General features: G+C 71.1%; 15 protein-coding genes. 9 read left to right on the top strand and 6 right to left on the bottom strand.

Annotated elements, in window-relative coordinates:
- Window positions 1-36: 36 nt before the first annotated feature.
- From cmk to der, 3 genes are all read left to right on the top strand, one after another.
- Window positions 37-714: a (d)CMP kinase gene (gene cmk / locus F3T56_RS04490; RefSeq protein WP_149823360.1), complete on the top strand. Its 678-nt coding sequence runs from the start codon at window positions 37-39 to the stop codon at window positions 712-714.
- A complete protein-coding gene (locus F3T56_RS04485) occupies window positions 672-1,373 on the top strand; it encodes a lysophospholipid acyltransferase family protein (RefSeq protein WP_425473541.1) in 702 nt (233 codons plus the stop codon). Before cmk ends, F3T56_RS04485 begins: the two co-directional genes overlap by 43 nt.
- An 80-nt stretch (window positions 1,374-1,453) precedes the next feature.
- A complete protein-coding gene (der, locus tag F3T56_RS04480; RefSeq protein ID WP_172638798.1) occupies window positions 1,454-2,914 on the top strand; it encodes a ribosome biogenesis GTPase Der in 1,461 nt (486 codons plus the stop codon).
- A 64-nt stretch (window positions 2,915-2,978) separates the two neighbouring features.
- Here the strand turns inward: der and F3T56_RS04475 are convergent, their stop codons facing one another.
- Entirely contained in the window at window positions 2,979-3,380 is a 402-nt protein-coding gene (locus tag F3T56_RS04475; RefSeq protein WP_172638797.1) for a hypothetical protein, read from the bottom strand.
- Between the two features lie 100 nt (window positions 3,381-3,480).
- Window positions 3,481-4,251: a hypothetical protein gene (locus F3T56_RS04470; RefSeq protein WP_149823357.1), complete on the bottom strand. Its 771-nt coding sequence runs from the start codon at window positions 4,249-4,251 to the stop codon at window positions 3,481-3,483.
- Window positions 4,252-4,790: 539 nt separating this feature from the next.
- Here F3T56_RS04470 and F3T56_RS04465 point away from each other — a divergent pair.
- Window positions 4,791-5,438: a LysM peptidoglycan-binding domain-containing protein gene (locus F3T56_RS04465; protein WP_149823356.1), complete on the top strand. Its 648-nt coding sequence runs from the start codon at window positions 4,791-4,793 to the stop codon at window positions 5,436-5,438.
- 90 nt (window positions 5,439-5,528) lie between these two features.
- Here F3T56_RS04465 and F3T56_RS04460 read toward each other — a convergent pair whose 3' ends face one another.
- Genes F3T56_RS04460 through F3T56_RS04450 form a run of 3 tightly spaced genes read right to left on the bottom strand, consistent with a single transcriptional unit; the run spans window position 5,529 to window position 9,630 of the window.
- Window positions 5,529-6,167 carry an ABC transporter ATP-binding protein gene (locus F3T56_RS04460; RefSeq protein ID WP_149823355.1) on the bottom strand — a complete coding sequence of 213 codons (639 nt, stop codon included), beginning with the start codon at window positions 6,165-6,167 and terminating at the stop codon, window positions 5,529-5,531.
- Entirely contained in the window at window positions 6,164-9,130 is a 2,967-nt protein-coding gene (locus F3T56_RS04455; RefSeq protein ID WP_149823354.1) for an ABC transporter permease subunit, read from the bottom strand. Before F3T56_RS04455 ends, F3T56_RS04460 begins: the two co-directional genes overlap by 4 nt.
- A complete protein-coding gene (locus tag F3T56_RS04450; protein ID WP_149823353.1) occupies window positions 9,130-9,630 on the bottom strand; it encodes a hypothetical protein in 501 nt (166 codons plus the stop codon). The genes F3T56_RS04455 and F3T56_RS04450 overlap by 1 nt, the downstream gene beginning before the upstream one ends.
- Window positions 9,631-9,753: 123 nt before the next feature.
- Between F3T56_RS04450 and F3T56_RS04445 the strand changes: the two genes are divergently transcribed.
- From F3T56_RS04445 to F3T56_RS04430, 4 genes are all read left to right on the top strand, one after another.
- Window positions 9,754-10,335: an MTB12 C-terminal domain-containing protein gene (locus F3T56_RS04445; protein WP_172638801.1), complete on the top strand. Its 582-nt coding sequence runs from the start codon at window positions 9,754-9,756 to the stop codon at window positions 10,333-10,335.
- Entirely contained in the window at window positions 10,310-11,626 is a 1,317-nt protein-coding gene (locus F3T56_RS04440; protein ID WP_149823352.1) for an ABC transporter substrate-binding protein, read from the top strand. Before F3T56_RS04445 ends, F3T56_RS04440 begins: the two co-directional genes overlap by 26 nt.
- A 182-nt stretch (window positions 11,627-11,808) precedes the next feature.
- Window positions 11,809-13,071, top strand: a complete 1,263-nt coding sequence (locus F3T56_RS04435) for a glycosyltransferase family 4 protein (RefSeq protein WP_149823351.1) — start codon at window positions 11,809-11,811, stop codon at window positions 13,069-13,071.
- The gene (locus tag F3T56_RS04430; protein ID WP_425473543.1) at window positions 13,071-13,898 is read left to right on the top strand and encodes a hypothetical protein; all 828 of its coding nucleotides are present in this window, start codon (window positions 13,071-13,073) and stop codon (window positions 13,896-13,898) included. The genes F3T56_RS04435 and F3T56_RS04430 overlap by 1 nt, the downstream gene beginning before the upstream one ends.
- A gap of 46 nt (window positions 13,899-13,944) precedes the next feature.
- Here F3T56_RS04430 and ctaD read toward each other — a convergent pair whose 3' ends face one another.
- A complete protein-coding gene (gene ctaD / locus F3T56_RS04425) occupies window positions 13,945-15,675 on the bottom strand; it encodes an aa3-type cytochrome oxidase subunit I (protein WP_149823349.1) in 1,731 nt (576 codons plus the stop codon).
- Between the two features lie 404 nt (window positions 15,676-16,079).
- On the opposite strand from ctaD, the gene F3T56_RS04420 reads away from it, so the two are divergent.
- Window positions 16,080-16,295, top strand: coding sequence for an I78 family peptidase inhibitor (locus F3T56_RS04420; RefSeq protein ID WP_149823348.1), 216 nt, complete (start codon window positions 16,080-16,082; stop codon window positions 16,293-16,295).
- The last annotated feature ends 7 nt before the right edge of the window (window positions 16,296-16,302 follow it).

The following is a 16,302-nucleotide window of genomic DNA, read 5'->3' as shown; positions in this document are numbered from 1 at the left end:
GCCCCATTCACCTCGGACCAGGAAAGGTGCTCCCCAGTGGAACGCGCCACAGTGATCGTTGCCATCGACGGCCCCTCCGGCACGGGCAAGTCGAGCACCTCGAAGGCCGTGGCCGCGCAGCTCGGGCTGAGCTATCTGGACACGGGAGCCCAGTACCGGGCGATCACGTGGTGGATGGTCAACAACGGCATCGACATAGAGGACCCCTCGGCGATCGCCGCCGTGGCCGGGAAGCCGGAGATCGTCTCCGGGACCGACCCGGCCGGGCCGACCATCACGGTCGACGGCACGGACGTCGCCGGCCCGATCCGCACCCAGGAGGTCACCTCCAAGGTCAGCGCGGTGAGTGCCGTACCGGAGGTGCGGGCGCGGATCACCGAGCTCCAGCGGTCCATCGCCTCGGGCGCCGAGAACGGCATCGTCGTCGAGGGCCGCGACATCGGAACGACCGTACTGCCGGACGCCGACCTGAAGATCTTCCTCACCGCCTCCCCGGAGGCCCGCGCCGCCCGCCGCAGCGGTGAGCTGAAGGGCGTCGACGTCCACGCGACCCGCGAGGCCCTGCTCAAGCGGGACGCGGCCGACTCCAACCGCAAGGCCTCGCCGCTCGCCAAGGCGGACGACGCGGTCGAGGTGGACACCTCGGACCTCACCCTCCAGCAGGTCATCGAGTGCGTGGTCACGCTCATCGAGGAGAAGCGGGCGGCGAAGTGAGCGAGACCTCTTCGGTCCAGGCTCCTTCGGTACGGGGCGCCGAGGTCGGACGGCGTATCGGCGTCGGCCTGATGTACGGCCTGTGGAAGCCGCGCGTCCTGGGCGCCTGGAAGGTCCCCGCGACCGGCCCGGTGATCTTCGCGATCAACCACTCCCACAACATCGACGGCCCGATGGTCATGGGCGTGGCACCCCGGCCGACGCACTTCCTCATCAAGAAGGAGGCGTTCATCGGTCCCCTCGACCCCTTCCTGCTGCGCATCGGCCAGCTGAAGGTGGACCGCTCGACCGCCGACCGCACCGCCATCACCCAGGCGCTGGCCGTCCTGCACAACGGCGGTGTGCTGGGCATCTTCCCGGAGGGCACCCGGGGCGAGGGCGACTTCGCCTCGCTGCGTGCCGGGCTCGCGTACTTCGCGGTACGCGGCAACGCACAGATCGTCCCGGTCGCCGTACTGGGAAGTTCCGACCGGCGCGGACGGTTGATAAAGGGGCTGCCTCCGCTGCGAAGCCGCGTCGACGTCGTCTTCGGTGACCCCTTCGAGGCGGGCGACGGCAGCGGACGACGTACGCGCAAGGCCCTGGACGAGGCGACCGAGCGTATCCAGAAGCAGCTCGGCGCACACCTGGAAAACGCCAGGCGGCTCACCGGCCGCTAGGCAACACTCGAGTAGTGGAGCACTCGGCACCCCCGCGTGCTCCACCGATCACCACGATGAACGACAGAGGTACGGACTTCATGAACGACCAGTTTCCCTCCGAGCACGAGCACGGAGAGCTTGGCGACGCCGAGTACGCGGAGTTCATGGAGCTCGCCGCGGAAGAGGGCTTCGACCTGGAGGACGTCGAGGGCGCGATCGATGAGGCGGGCCACGGCCCGCTGCCCGTCCTCGCCGTCGTCGGCCGCCCGAACGTCGGCAAGTCGACGCTCGTGAACCGCATCATCGGCCGCCGCGAGGCGGTCGTCGAGGACAAGCCCGGCGTCACCCGCGACCGCGTCACCTACGAGGCCGAGTGGGCGGGCCGCCGCTTCAAGGTCGTCGACACCGGCGGCTGGGAGCAGGACGTCCTCGGCATCGACGCCTCCGTCGCCGCCCAGGCCGAGTACGCCATCGAGGCCGCCGACGCCGTCGTGTTCGTCGTCGACGCCAAGGTCGGCGCCACCGACACCGACGAGGCCGTCGTACGACTGCTGCGCAAGGCCGGTAAGCCCGTGGTGCTGTGCGCCAACAAGGTCGACGGCCCGAGCGGCGAGGCCGACGCCTCGTACCTGTGGTCCCTGGGCCTCGGCGAGCCGCACCCCGTCTCCGCGCTGCACGGCCGTGGCACCGGCGACATGCTGGACGCCGTCCTGGAGGCCCTGCCCGAGGCGCCCGAGCAGAGCTTCGGCACGGCGGTCGGCGGCCCCCGCCGCATCGCCCTCATCGGCCGCCCGAACGTCGGCAAGTCCTCCCTCCTCAACAAGGTGGCGAACGAGGAGCGCGTCGTCGTCAACGAGATCGCGGGCACCACCCGTGACCCGGTCGACGAGCTGATCGAACTCGGCGGCGTCACCTGGAAGTTCGTCGACACGGCGGGCATCCGCAAGCGCGTCCACCTGCAGCAGGGCGCCGACTACTACGCCTCGCTGCGCACAGCCGCCGCCGTAGAGAAGGCCGAGGTCGCGGTCATCCTCATCGACGCCTCCGAGTCGATCTCGGTGCAGGATCAGCGCATCGTGACGATGGCCGTCGAGGCCGGCCGCGCGATGGTCATCGCGTACAACAAGTGGGACACCCTCGACGAGGAGCGCCGCTACTACCTGGAGCGGGAGATCGAGACCGAGTTCGGTCAGGTCGCCTGGGCGCCCCGGGTCAATGTCTCGGCGCGCACCGGCCGGCACATGGAGAAGCTGGTCCCCGCGATCGAGACGGCTCTCGCCGGCTGGGAGACCCGTGTCCCGACGGGCCGTCTGAACGCCTTCCTCGGCGAGCTGGTCTCCGCCCACCCGCACCCGATCCGGGGTGGCAAGCAGCCCCGGATCCTCTTCGGCACCCAGGCAGGCACCAAGCCCCCGCGCTTCGTGCTCTTCGCCTCCGGCTTCATCGAGGCGGGCTATCGCCGCTTCATCGAGCGCCGCCTGCGCGAGGAGTTCGGTTTCGAGGGGACGCCGATCCATATCTCGGTACGGGTGCGCGAGAAGCGCGGCAAGAAGAAGTAGAGCGAAAGCAGACGTAGAGGCGGCCACCCCGGGTTCCGGGTGGCCGCCTCTACGTCTGCCCGCTTCAAAGACCCCGGCGCGGGTTCGGTGTCAGCGGGGACGGGATGTGGTGCATCCCCGTGTGCCCGGTGGGGATCCGCCCGACCGGCTGCCACGCGGTGGTCGTCGTGGTCGTGTTGCCGGACTGGGACTCGCGCTGGGTGGCGAGGTGCCCCGTGGCGTGCCGGGCGCTGTACGAACCCGTACCGCGCCCGCCCGAACCGTGCGGGAGGTTCCCGAAACCCGTGAAGCCCAGCTCCTCCTCACCGTTCCGGTCGCCCGGCAGGGCCCGATAGTTCCGGACCCACTCGGCGTAGAGCGTGTCGTAGATCGGCGTGGCGGATGGGCCTCCCGAAGGATCCTGAGTCGGCCGCAGGGAAGAGATCGACTGGTAGGACTGGCGGCGGGGAACGTCATATGCGTGCACGTCACTGCCAACGACCCCACCGCGCAAGAGATGCGCCGGCTCCACCATTCAGCCTCCGGTCGCCTTGAAGGGGCGCGGAGAGCTGCGCGATGGGAAGAACTCAGGTCCCGGCCAGCGGCAACGTCGCCGCGACCAACTTGCCGGAGGCCGCCGCCTTGTCGAGCGCCTCCCGCAGCAGATCCTCCCGCGGCTGCCGCCCGATCGACCCCACCGGCGCCGCGAACATCAACACCTGCTGGTGCTTGTTCGCGGCCGCCCGCCAGCCGTCGGCGACCTGAAGCGCCTGATGCGCCTGCCACCAGGCGACCGGCGACCCGGCGGACGTACCCGGCTGCAGGATGGCGTGCAGCTGGCCCATGGCGAGCAGGACGGACCAGCCGTGCAGCACGGGCGGCACGGAGTCGATCTGGGGCAGCGGCATGAAGCCCTGCTCGATGAGCAGCGGCAGGAAGTCGTCACCGGAGCCGGTCGTGCCCGGCCGCGCGATCGGCGCGGTCGGCTCCACGACGAGCGCGGGGTGCAACTCGCCGCTGAGCAGGATCAGTCCGCTGGTGACGCCGAGCACGGCCTGCTCGGGTGCGGCCTGGGCCGGGGAGTCCCCGGCGATGGAACGGGCGGCGCCCTGCAGTTGCTCCTCGGTGACCTGGACGACCTGGGAGGGCAGACAGGTGGCGTGGGCGAAGGCGAGCACGGCTGTCTCGTCGCCGACGAACAGGACGGTGCTGGTGCGCTCCTGCTCGGAGTCGCCGGGGGTGCGGCACGACGTGCAGTCGTAGCCGCCGGGGGCGTTCTCTCCGGCGAGCAGCCGGTCGGCTTCTTCATTGCCGATCTCGGCGCGTACCTCGTCGCTGACCTCGAGCATGCGCGGCACGGGTGGCTCCTCGGGATGTGGTGCGTGTCGGAGCCGGGTGGCTCCCGGCCCATGAGCGCGGAGGTTCCGGCTCATGAAAGGGACAACGGCGATCTGTGGCCGGAGTCACGCCCGGCGAGGAACGGAATCGAACCATCCGACGCACAGGGTGAATCCATGCCCGGAATCAGTTACTCCGTGCCAACTTCTCGGATTTCCGAGGAAGTTGGTCCGGTGAAGTGGGTCACAGATCATCCGGGTTCCTGGTCGACAAATCCCGAAATCGGCGAATGAAATGGACGGCCGGAAATAGTCGCTACTCGTGGTAACGGCGAACTGGCCTCGAACGACAAACGATTGATTGCTGACAACCAGTCAAGCTCCCTAGATTCCCCGCCGTGTGCAACGAGCACCGCTCGGGTACGTCCGCCGGCCGCCACAGCCAGCTCAGCACCACCGCACCACCGCCGGCGGACAGGGCTGAGCGCGTCACCCGCGTCCTGTGCGACGGGCGTCGCGCCCCGCCCTGGGGGACCCCGAGTCCTTTGAGAGGGAAATCCATGTCCGCATGTGCCGACAACACACGCGAGAACATTCGCAAGACGCAGGGCGCCCGTAGGACGCAAGACGTCCGCAGGACGCGTACGACGGCGGTCCTCGCCGGGGCGGCGCTGCTCGCCCCGCTCGGACTACTGACCGTCACCGGCAACGCCGCGGCGGCCGACGGCGGAGTGTGGGACCGCATCGCCCAGTGCGAGAGCGGCGGCAACTGGCACATCAACACCGGCAACGGCTACTACGGCGGCCTCCAGTTCGCCGCCTCCACCTGGCGCGGCTTCGGCGGCACGGCCTACGCGGCCACCGCCGACCAGGCCTCCAAGTCCCAGCAGATCGCGATCGCCACGAAGGTCCAGCGTGTCCAAGGCTGGGGCGCGTGGCCCGTATGCGCCGCGCGTGCCGGAGCGTACGGCAGCGCACCGGCCGCGCCCGCCCCCGACTCGGCATCCACCAAGTCGGCTCCGTCGCGTTCCACCGGCCACCCCGACCGCGGCTCGTCCCGCGGCGACTACACCGTCCGCCAGGGCGACACGCTGAGCGGTATCGCCGCCCGCCACGGGACCACCTGGCGGCAGGTCTACGCCGCCAACAAGGCCGTCATCGGCGCCGACCCCCACATGATCGTGCCCGGGCAGCGACTCGACCTCTGAGCGCTCCTCCGACGCCCGGGTACCTGGGTCCCATCCGGCTCCCCGACCGGGTGGGACCCGCGCCTGTCATCCGGCCCTCACGGCAATCCCCTACGGCAACTCGGCCGCCTCGCCGCTGAACGCCACCGTCCCGCGTCGGAGTTCGTACACGAGCGCCGACGCCCCGCGCAGCCCCGGTGGCAGGCGCTGTTCGGCGACGACCACGCAGGCGTCGAGTCCCCTCAGCAGCTCGTACGTGCGGGCCGCGACCATCGGTGACATGCCCTGGGTGGGCTCGTCGACGAGCACGACACGCGCGCGTGCCGGCAGGGCGCGCGACAGCGCGAGCATGCGCTGCTCGCCGCCGGAGAGGGTGTTGGTGCGGCGGGGAAGGAGCGGTTCGAGCGCTGGATAGGCGTCCAGGGCGTACGAGAAGTCCGGCGCGGCGAGTTCGAGGTTCTCGCGCACGGTGAGCGAGCCGAAGACGGCCCGCCGCTCGGGGACGAGGACGAGGCCCCGCCGGGCCCGCTCGTACGCGGGCATCCGGGTGACATCGGCCCCGTCCCACACCACGGCCCCGCCGGAGAGCGGCACCGCGCCGGCGAGGGCGCGCAGCGCGGTCGTACGGCCGGAGCCGTTGCGGCCCAACAGAACGGTCAGGCCGGGGCCCGGCGCGGCGAGGGTGACGCCGTGCAGGGCCTCCAGGGGGCCGTATCGGACGCGGGCATGCCGGAGGGAGACGAGGGTCATCGTCCGGCCGCCGTGTCGCGCGGGCCGAGCGTGCGCAGGACCTGGTCGGCGGGGCCGGAGGTGACGATCCGGCCCGCCGCCATGACGTGCACGACGTCCGCGAGGTCCGCGACGAGGTCGAGGTCGTGCTCGACGACCAGCAGGGCCGTCCCGTCCGCCGCGAGGGCCCGCAACACGCGGGCGAGGGCGGCTACTTCACCCGTGTCGAGCCCGGCGGCGGGCTCGTCGAGCAGCAGCACGCGCGGACTCCCGGCGAACGCCCGCGCCAGCTCGACCCGCCGCAGCGTCCCGGTCGGCAGCCCGGCCGCGGGCAACGCCCGCACCGGCCCGTCCAGCCCGAACAACCGCAGTGCCCGCTCCAGGGCCCCGGGGTCGGCGACCCGCCCCTGCTCAGCACCCACCCGAACATTTTCGGCCACGGTCAATGAGGGGAAAACGGCCAGCTGTTGAAACGTACGTGCGACTCCGAGCCGCGTACGGGCATGCGCGGACAGCCGAGTGACGTCCCGCTCCCCGAGGCGGACCCGCCCGTGATCGGGCCGCAGCGTCCCGGCCAGACAGTGGAACAGCGTGCTCTTCCCGGCCCCGTTGGGCCCCACGACCGCGCTGATCCGGCCCGGGAGGACGTCGAGATCGACACCGTCGAGAGCGGTGAAACCGCCGTAGGTGACGTGGAGCCGGCGGGCGCGGAGGGCGTGCGGCGGTTCTACCGCGCCGGGCAGGCCTCGGCTTGGGCCGCCGTACTCCGCCGCGCCCGGCGAGCCGTCGTCCTGGTGGGCGTGTTCCATCGGCTTCAGCGGTCGTGGCGCCCTGGGTGCGGGGCGCGGCGGCTCCGCACCCGCGCCCGCCGTGCTCCGCGCGTCCCGCCGACGGTCTCCACCGCGCCGCGTACCGCGGCCGACGCGGCCGACGCCCGTGCCACCCAGGCCTGTGGTGTCGATGCCCGTGCCGCCCATGCCCGTGCCGCCCATGCCCGTGCCGCCCATGCCCGTGGCGCCCATGCCCGTGGCGCCGAGCCCTGCGGTGCTCCCGGCTCCGGCCCAGCCCGCAGCCGAGGCCTCCGCCACCTCCGCACCCCTCCCGGTGGCCCCGCCGTCGGCCACCACTCCCCCTGCCCGTAACCTGCCCCGCACCCCGACCCCCAGCGGCGTCAACACCCCGCGCCGCCCCGACCGCGGCCGTACGGCCGCCGCGCGCACCGTCTCGTACGGTCCGGCGGGGAAGCGGCCCACCAGTACCGCCAGGACGCCGATCACCGCGGCCGCGACCCCGCCCCTGGTGCCCGCGTCCAGCCCCACCAGCAGGGCGGCCGCGGCGAGGGCGCCCAGCGTGTTGTCGGCGCCCAGGACGACGATGGCGGCGAACCAGAGGAGGCCGCGGACGGGGTCGTAGGCGGCGGGGTCGAAGGCGCGGACGCCCATGGCGAGCATGCCGCCGCCGAGGGCGGCAAGGGCGGCGCCCGCGACGAAGGCCGTCAGCTTCAACGACGGCACGCGTACGCCCGCCGCGGAGGCCCCCGACTCGTGGTCCCGCATGGCCGCCAGGGCCCGGCCCGTGCGGCCCCGGCGGAGCAGGCGGGTGGCCGCCAGCGCGCCCGCCAGCAACCCCAACTCCAGGACGTAGTACACGCGGTCGTCGGCGAAGCCCGCCGGGCGGGACAGCGTGAGACCGGACGTAGCGTACGGCTGGGCGAAGACGAAGCGGCTCACCCCGACGCCCACCGCGAACGTGGCCAGGGCCAGCGCCAGGCCGTGGCGGCTGATCGCGGGCCAGCCCGTCAGCAGGCCCAGGGGAGCCACCAGCAGTACAGCCGCCAGGAGCGCGGTCAGTTCGGGCAGCGCCGGCAGGAACGGGAAACGGCCGGCCGCCAGCAGCGCTGTGAACAGCGCGCCCAGGCCCGCGTACGCCGCCTGGCCGAGGGAGATCTGGCCGCCCCGGCCCGTCACCACGACCAGGGACAACAGGATCACGCCCAGGGCCGGGACCTGGACGGACGTGTGCAGGTCCCGGCCCGCGAAGCCGAGCGGGATCAGGAACAGGATCACCGCCACGATCCAGGCACCCGTCGGCGTCTCGGACCGCGCGGTCGCCGTACGCGGCAGGGCGTCCCGGGTGCCGACGCCGGGCAGGACCAGGGCCGCGATCAGCAGCGCCACCACGAAGAGGTTGGCGCCCACGGCCTGGACCAACGGCTCCGCCCAGCCCGAGGGGTGCAGCCGGGTCAGCTGGCTCTGGGCGACGCCGATGCCCAGCGCCACCACCACGGCCACCGGCAGGCTGCGCATCCGGGCGGCGACCGCGACGGCGACCACCTCCATCACGAGCAGCGGCATGCCGTACGGGTCGAGGCGTACGTAAGGGGCCAGCAGTACGCCGGTCAGGCCCGCCGTGAACGAGCCGAACGCCCAGCCCGCGGCGGCGACCCGGTCGGCGTCGATGCCGCCGAGGACGGCGAGGGATCTGTCGTCCACGACAGCGCGCAGTTCGCGCCCGAAGCGGGTCCAGCGGGTGACCGCGCCTACGGCCGCCGCGATCGCCACGGCCACCGCCAACTGGCCCCAGGGGTCGGCCGCCACCAGCGTCGGCGCGTCCGCCCGCGCCCCCTGGCCCCACAGCAGGGCGGCCCCGCCGACGAGGAGGACGAAGACGCCGAGGGAGGCCACGAGGGTCTGCGCCGGGTCGCCGCCGAGCACGGCGAGCGGGCGGAAGACGAAGCGTTCCAGGACCAGGCCGATCGCGGGGGCCACCACCAGCAGGGTCACAGCGGCACCGAGCCACAGCGGCCAGCCCCACTCCACGGTGAACTGGCGCAGCAGATACGCGCAGACCATCGCGATCGCCCCGTGCGCGAAGTTGAGCACACCGGTGGCCCGGTACGTCACGATCAGGCCGATTCCGGTGAGGGCCGCCGCGCTGCCGACCGACAGCCCGGCCAGCGTGAGGTCGTACGTCAGCGACGACATCAGCCCTCCGGGGGAGGCTCACCGGAGGCAGGGGCCTCGCAGATCGGGCACGGCCTCAGGTCCCCGATCATCATGGTCCGGGAGTCCACCGGCACCGCTTCCGGCTTGTCTGCCACCAACGGGCAATCCGCACGGTGCCAGAGGGTGCCGTAGGGCACCATCAGCAGCGTCTCGCTGGTGGCGAGGGGCGCGGCCGCCGCCTGCCCTGACGCGTCGACGCCGGAGACGTCGGCGGGCTCGGTGGCGACCAGCAGGCCGTACAACTCCTCGACACGCGTGGCGGCCAGGGCGTTCCTGCCGTGGGCGAGGAGGACCGCGCCCGCGATGATCAGGGCGGCGCCGGGGACCGTGCAGGAGGCCAGGTACGGCAGTTGCCGTTCCGCGAAACGCTCGCCGGAGATGCCGTACCAGCCGACGACACACAGCACGGCGCCGCCGGCGAGCGCGGCCCAGCCGGCCCAGAGGACGGGGTGCACGGTCCGCAGTCGGGTTGTCCGCATCCGGGGCTCCCACACGTCGTGTGTCTGTGCATGCCGGCCGTTGGCTTGCACTATGCCTTCTGGAAGCTGACCCTGAAAGAACCGGGCGCCTACCGCCCGGACCGACACCCGGTGGTGAGCCAGATGGTTCTCGGGAGCGACCTCAGGCGGGCGAACGGACAGCGGGGGCGCGCCCCTCGGCAACGAGGACGGGCTACGGCACTGACCGCCGCCCTGCTGCTCTTCCTCGCCCCGGCCCTCGCGGCCTGCGGCGACGACAGCGACGGCGGCGGCGCCACGACGCCCCCCACCCCCACGGTCGAGCGGACGACGGGCGAGCCGGCCGAGGAGAGCCCGAGCGGGCCCGCGGACACGGCGGCGGCCGAGAAGGAGATCAAGGAGAACTGGCGGACGTTCTTCGACCCGAAGACCTCCACCGAGGAGAAGCAGGCCGTTCTGGAGAACGGTGAGCTGATGGGCCCGGTCCTGGCGGCGTTCAGCGGCGACGAGCGCGGCGGCCAGGTGCAGGCCCAGGTCGAGAAGGTCGAGTTCACCTCACCGACCGAGGCGAACGTGACGTACACCCTGCTCCTGGAGGGCGCCACGGCCCTGCCCGACGCGGCGGGGACGGCCGTCGAGGAGGACGGCACCTGGAAGGTCTCCGTCAAGACGCTGTGCGGGCTGGTCGCGCTGAGCGGCAATGAGTCACCGCTTCCGGGCTGCTGAGGCCGGCGCCGTCCCGCGTGCCAAGGCTGTCGCCGTAGGCCTGTTGCTCCTCCTGGCCACGGCCTGCGGCAGCCGGCTCCCGGAGAGCGACTTCGAGCGCCGCGACACCCCCACCGCCCCGCGGAGCCGTGAGCCGCTGCGGGTCGGCATCATCACCAGCGTCACCAGCCCGGTCGGTGGTGCCGTGTTCACCGGTCCGCGCGACGGGGCGAAGGCCTACTTCGACGCCCTCAACGCGCGCGGGGGCATCGACGCTCGCGAGGTCGAGGTCCGCGAGTGCGACGACGGCGGCAGCGGCGTCGGCAACAACGAGTGCGTGCACCGGCTGGTCGAGGAGGACGGGGTCGTCGCCCTCGTCGCGACCACCGCCCTCGACTACGCGGGCGCCTCCCGCGTCGCCCACGCGCGCGTGCCCGACATCGGCGGCCAGCCCATCGGCCCGGCGTACGACACCTATCCGCACCTCTACAGCATCTACGGCAGCCTCGCGCCCCGGAACGGCACGACCGGCTGGGACGGGAAGCAGTACGGCGGCACCGAGGTCTACCGCTACTTCAAGCGCGAGCACGGGGCGCGTACGGCCGCCGTGGTGTCGTACAACCAGTCCTCGTCGGCCGCGTACGCCCGTCTGGTCGTCCAGGGGCTGAAGGCCGAGGGGTACGAGGTGGTCACCGAGCAGGTCGACTTCGCGCTGCCCAACTTCCGCGCGGCCGCCGCCGACATCAAGGAGCAGGGCGCCGACCTGGTCTTCGACGCGATCGACAGTCATGGCAACGCCCGGCTCTGCCAGGCGATGGACGAGGTCGGCGCCGAGGTGACCGCCAAGGTCACCAATGTGCAGAACTGGACCTCCACGGTCGCCGAGGACTACAAGGACGCCCCGCGCTGCCGCAACGCCCTGTGGGCCACCGGCTCCAGCCGCAACCACGCGGACACCGGCGACAGGGCCGTACGGGAGTTCCGGGACGCGACGAAGGATCTGAAGACGCACTCCCAGTGGCAGTTGGAGGGCTGGGCGGCCGCCATGTGGTTCACGGACGCGGCGAAAGCCTGCGCCGGCACCGAAGACGGTGTCTCGCGCGCGTGCGTCGACCGGTTCATGAACCGGGACGAGCCCTACACCGCCGACGGACTGCTCGTCCCCGTCCGCTTCGAACGGCTCACAGAGCCCCCGAAGACCCGCGAAACGTGTGTGTCGGTGGCCCGCTGGCAGGACGAGAAGGGATGGGTGAGCCAAGGGGACATGAACGACACCTGCTTCGACGTACCGCAGCTGCCCTACAGGCCCTGATGCGGTTCGGGGCGAACGGGTTCCCTCGTACGGCTATCGATCGGGCAACTGTTGCAGAACAAGTTGATGATGAAGACCAACCGTTCCCCGGAATCCCGGGTCTAACCATCCGGCGGCGGATCAGAACCGCTTGTAATGGATGACCAGGCAAAACAAGGGAAAACAGGGGGTTCGGGGGACGCATGCACATCTCTTTCCTGATACACAACGCGTACGGCATCGGCGGGACGATCCGCACGACGTACAACCTTGCGAACACCCTGGCCGAGCAGCACGACGTCGAGATCGTCTCCGTCTTCCGCCACCGTGACGAGCCGGTCTTCTCCGTCGACCCGAAGGTGCGGCTGCGTGCCCTGGTCGACATCCGGGAGGACGGCGCCGACAAGGACCACGCCGACCTCCAGCGCCCCGCCAAGGTCTTCCCGCGTGCCGAGGGCCGTTACGCGCAGTACAGCGCCCTGACCGACCGACGCATCGCCGAGCATCTCGCCGCGGTCGACGCCGACGTCCTGGTCGGCACCCGGCCCGGGCTGAACGTGCACATGGCCCGGCAGACCCGCCGCGGCCCGATCCGCGTCGGCCAGGAGCACCTCACGCTCGACAGCCACTCCCCGGCCCTGCGCGCCACCCTGCGCGGCGTCTACCCGCGGCTCGACGCGCTCACCACCACCACCGAGGCCGACGCCCGCTCGTACGGCTCGAAGATGCGGCTGCCCGGTGTCCGCCTCCAGGCCGTGCCCAACCCGGTGCCCGCGCCGGGCATCGACCCGGCCGACGGCACCGGCCGGTGGGTCGTCGCCGCCGGTCGGCTCGCGCCCGTGAAGCGCTACGACCTGCTCGTCAAGGCCTTCGACAAGGTGCGGGAAGAGCGGCCCGACTGGCGTCTGCGCATCTACGGCGGCGGCAAGCAGAAGGACAAACTGCGCGCCCTCATCGACAGGTTGGGCCTCTACAACCACGTCTACCTGATGGGCCCCGCCAACCCCATCGAGCCCGAGTGGACCAAGGGCTCCATCGCCGCCGTCACCTCCAGCATGGAGTCGTTCGGCATGACGATCGTCGAGGCCATGCGCTGCGGCCTCCCGGTGGTCTCCACCGACTGCCCGCACGGCCCTGGCGAGATCATCGACGACGGCGTCGACGGCCGCCTGGTCAAGGTCGGCAGCGTCAAGGCCATCGCCGGCGGTCTCCTCGAACTCATCAACGACGACGACAAGCGGCAGGAGATGGCGGCCGCCGCGCTCAAGGACTCCGAGCGCTTCGACCCGGCCCGCATCGCCGAACGCTACGAGACGCTCTTCTCCGACCTGATCGCCCGCGGCGGCGCCTCACCGGTGGGCCGCATACGCGGCTCGCTCCACCGCACCCGGGGCGCGCTCCTCGGCGGCGCGTATGCCGTTCGGGACGCCGGACGTTCCGCCTTCAAGAAGGGGCGCACCGCATGATGACGCTGGCTCCGCAGCAGCCCACGCACCACGACGACGAGGACAAGGCCGCGACCCCGCGCGCCGACTGTGTCGCCGACTCCGCGGGCGGCCTGACCTTCGACATCGCCGACCGCGGCGAGCCCGGCCCCGCCCATCTCGTCCTCTACCTCCGGGGCACCGAGGACAAGGTGCGCCTGCCGCTCACCCCGGTCGCGGGCGGCCGGCTGCGGGCCGCGCTGCCCAGCGGTGTGGACGTCCCCGAGGGCCGCTGGGACGCCTACCTCCAGATGGCGGGCGGTGAACCCTGCCGACTCGCCCCCGGCCTCAACGACCTGCGTTCCCTCGTCGACCGCGCGCCCACCCCCACCGCCGACCGGATCGCCGTCCGCATCCCGTACGGCACCAAGCACGGCAACCTCTCCGTCCGCAGCTGGGAGCGCTCCCCGCACGCCGAGGCCGGCGAACTCCACATCGGCACCGACGAACTGACCGTGACCGCCCAGGCGTACGGCTGTGAGCCGACCCCGGACGCCTACGTCGAACTCACCGACCGGGAGGAGGGTGCCCCCCTCGTACGGGCCGAACTCACCCCGGAGCAGGGCACCTTCCGCTTCACGGTGTCCTACGGCGCCCTGCCGCCCGGCACCTGGGACCTGTGGCTGCGTCCCGAGGGGGAGGCCGGGCCGCGTGTGCGGATCGCGCGGCTGCTGGACGACGTCGTCGACAAGAACCCGGTCTTCGTCTATCCGACGGTCCGCGTCGAGACGGAGCAGGGCCCCGTGACGGCCCAGCCCCACTACACGGTCGACAACGACCTGTCCGTCACGGTCACCGCGCTGAGCTGAGGAAAGCAGGGCGGTTGAGGACATTCCCGGTCCTCAACCGCCGGTGTCAGGACTCCTCGGGACCGTCTGTCGGCCGCTCCTGACCGAAGCGCGGGTGTGGGGTGAGCTCCTGGCCCTCGCGGGTCTGGGGCGGTGTGATCGCCGCGAACTTCGGATGGTGCAGGTCGAACGCCGGGGACTCGGAGCGGACCCGGGGCAGCGTCACGAAGTTGTGCCGGGGCGGTGGACAGGAGGTCGCCCACTCCAGCGACCGGCCGTAGCCCCACGGGTCGTCGACGTCGACCTTCACGCCGTACCGGTGGGTCTTCCAGACGTTGTAGAGGAACGGCAGCGTCGACAGGCCCAGCAGGAACGAACCGATCGTCGAGACCGTGTTCAGCGCGGTGAAGCCGTCGGCGGCCAGATAGTCCGCGTACCGCCGTGGCATCCCCTCGGCGCCCAGCCAGTGCTGCACCAGGAACGTGGTGTGGAAGCCGACGAAGAGCGTCCAGAACTGGATCTTGCCGAGCCGTTCGTCGAGGAGCTTTCCGGTGAACTTCGGCCACCAGAAGAAGAACCCCGCGAACGTCGCGAAGACCACTGTGCCGAAGACGACGTAGTGGAAGTGCGCCACTACGAAGTACGTGTCCGTGACGTGGAAGTCCATCGGCGGCGAGGCCAGGATCACCCCGGTCAGTCCGCCGAGCAGGAACGACACCAGGAAGCCGGTCGCCCACAGCATCGGTGTCTCGAACGACAGCGAGCCCTTGAGCATGGTGCCGATCCAGTTGAAGAACTTCACGCCCGTCGGCACTGCGATCAGGAAGGTCATGAAGGAGAAGAACGGCAGCAGCACCGCACCCGTGGCGAACATGTGGTGCGCCCACACGACCATCGACAGCCCGGTGATCGCCATCGTCGCGGCGATCAGCGTCAGATAACCGAAGATCGGCTTGCGGCTGAACACCGGGATGATCTCCGTGACGATCCCGAAGAACGGCAGCGCGATGATGTACACCTCGGGATGCCCGAAGAACCAGAACAGGTGCTGCCACAGCAGTGCGCCGCCGTTGGCCGCGTCGAAGATGTGCGAGCCGAACCGGCGATCCGACTCCAGACAGAGCAGCGCGGCCGCGAGCACCGGGAACGCCATCAGGATCATGATCGACGTGAACAGCGTGTTCCAGGTGAAGATCGGCAGCCGGAACATCGTCATGCCGGGCGCGCGCATCCCGATGATGGTGGCGAGGAAGTTGACCGCGCCGAGGATCGTGCCGAAGCCGGCCAATGCGAGCCCCATGATCCACATGTCGGCGCCGATGCCCGGCGACCGTTCCAGACTGTTGAGCGGCGCGTAGGCGAACCATCCGAAGGCGGCGGGTCCCGAGGGCACCAGAAGCGAGCCCAGCACGATCAGACCGCCGAAGAGGAACAGCCAGTACGACAGCATGTTCAGCCGGGGGAAGGCGACATCGGGCGAGCCGATCTGCAGCGGCATGATCTCGTTGGCGAACCCGGCGAAGGTCGGCGTCGCGAAGAGCAGCAGCATGATGGTGCCGTGCAGCGTGAACAGCTGGTTGAACTGGAAGTTGTCGACGATCTGGTTACCCGGCCGGGCCAGTTCGGCGCGCATCACCAGCGCCATCAGCCCGGCGGCGAGGAAGAACAGGAAGGAGGTGACCAGATACAGATGGCCGATCTTCTTGTGGTCCGTGGTGGTCAGCCAGTCGACCACCAGCCGCCCCCGCGGCTCGGCCCCCACGGGTCCTTCCGGCGCCTGTACGGTCTCGGTCCCCATCGCTCGCCCCTTCGCTGCCGCGTCCTGGGCCCGTGATGCACGCCATGATGCTCGCGGCCCCGCCCGCTCCGACAGAGGGCGTACGGGGAAAGTGTGTTGGAAATGTGTATTTCCCATGAGCTGTCGGCTTCCGTGAGCCGTCCGGGAATCAGCCGGAAAAGGCCGGAGACGCACCGGACATACGACCCCCCGGCGTGCTTTCCGACGGGCTATTCGCGATGGTGCCGAACCGCCCCAGAATTACGTTCGACAGCGCGCGGAAGGCGTACGGAACCGCTCGTACGTGTGACATCCCACTGCGCCGGCGGCCGATGTCGGGACGATCGAAACGCGTGTCGTGGTTCTGTGACAGAAGCGTGACTACGGGAGGACAACGGACCCTCCGGCCGCCTAACGTGGCCGTCATGGCACCCTTTCCCAACTCGCCCGAAGAACCCCGGGACGATCCCGACGCATACGTCGGACTGGAGGCGCCGAGCGCCGAGCGCCGCGCCCACGAGCACGGCTGGTCCACGGTCAGAAAGCTGCCGCCGGGCGCGATCATCACCATGGAGTACCGGTTCGGCCGGCTGAACTTCGAGGTCGAGGACGGCCGGGTGAAGCGCGCCTGGAAGGGCTGAGATCTGG

The sequence above is a fragment of the Streptomyces tailanensis genome, assembly GCF_008386495.1.
In the GTDB taxonomy this organism is placed as follows: domain Bacteria; phylum Actinomycetota; class Actinomycetes; order Streptomycetales; family Streptomycetaceae; genus Streptomyces; species Streptomyces tailanensis.
The sequence above is the reverse complement of the archived record's forward strand: the minus strand, read 5'-3'. Positions and strand labels throughout refer to the sequence as shown.

Bases quoted from the DNA above. Each gene is read 5' to 3' on its own strand.
- F3T56_RS04440 (WP_149823352.1), top strand. From the start codon at position 10,310: ATGAGTCACCGCTTCCGGGCTGCTGAGGCCGGCGCCGTCCCGCGTGCC.
- F3T56_RS04435 (WP_149823351.1), top strand. From the start codon at position 11,809: ATGCACATCTCTTTCCTGATACACAACGCGTACGGCATCGGCGGGACG.
- F3T56_RS04460 (WP_149823355.1), bottom strand. From the start codon at position 6,167: ATGACCCTCGTCTCCCTCCGGCATGCCCGCGTCCGATACGGCCCCCTG.
- F3T56_RS04445 (WP_172638801.1), top strand. From the start codon at position 9,754: ATGGTTCTCGGGAGCGACCTCAGGCGGGCGAACGGACAGCGGGGGCGC.
- F3T56_RS04430 (WP_425473543.1), top strand. From the start codon at position 13,071: ATGACGCTGGCTCCGCAGCAGCCCACGCACCACGACGACGAGGACAAG.
- F3T56_RS04450 (WP_149823353.1), bottom strand. From the start codon at position 9,630: ATGCGGACAACCCGACTGCGGACCGTGCACCCCGTCCTCTGGGCCGGC.
- F3T56_RS04420 (WP_149823348.1), top strand. From the start codon at position 16,080: ATGGCACCCTTTCCCAACTCGCCCGAAGAACCCCGGGACGATCCCGAC.
- der (WP_172638798.1), top strand. From the start codon at position 1,454: ATGAACGACCAGTTTCCCTCCGAGCACGAGCACGGAGAGCTTGGCGAC.
- F3T56_RS04465 (WP_149823356.1), top strand. From the start codon at position 4,791: ATGTCCGCATGTGCCGACAACACACGCGAGAACATTCGCAAGACGCAG.
- ctaD (WP_149823349.1), bottom strand. From the start codon at position 15,675: ATGGGGACCGAGACCGTACAGGCGCCGGAAGGACCCGTGGGGGCCGAG.
- F3T56_RS04455 (WP_149823354.1), bottom strand. From the start codon at position 9,130: ATGTCGTCGCTGACGTACGACCTCACGCTGGCCGGGCTGTCGGTCGGC.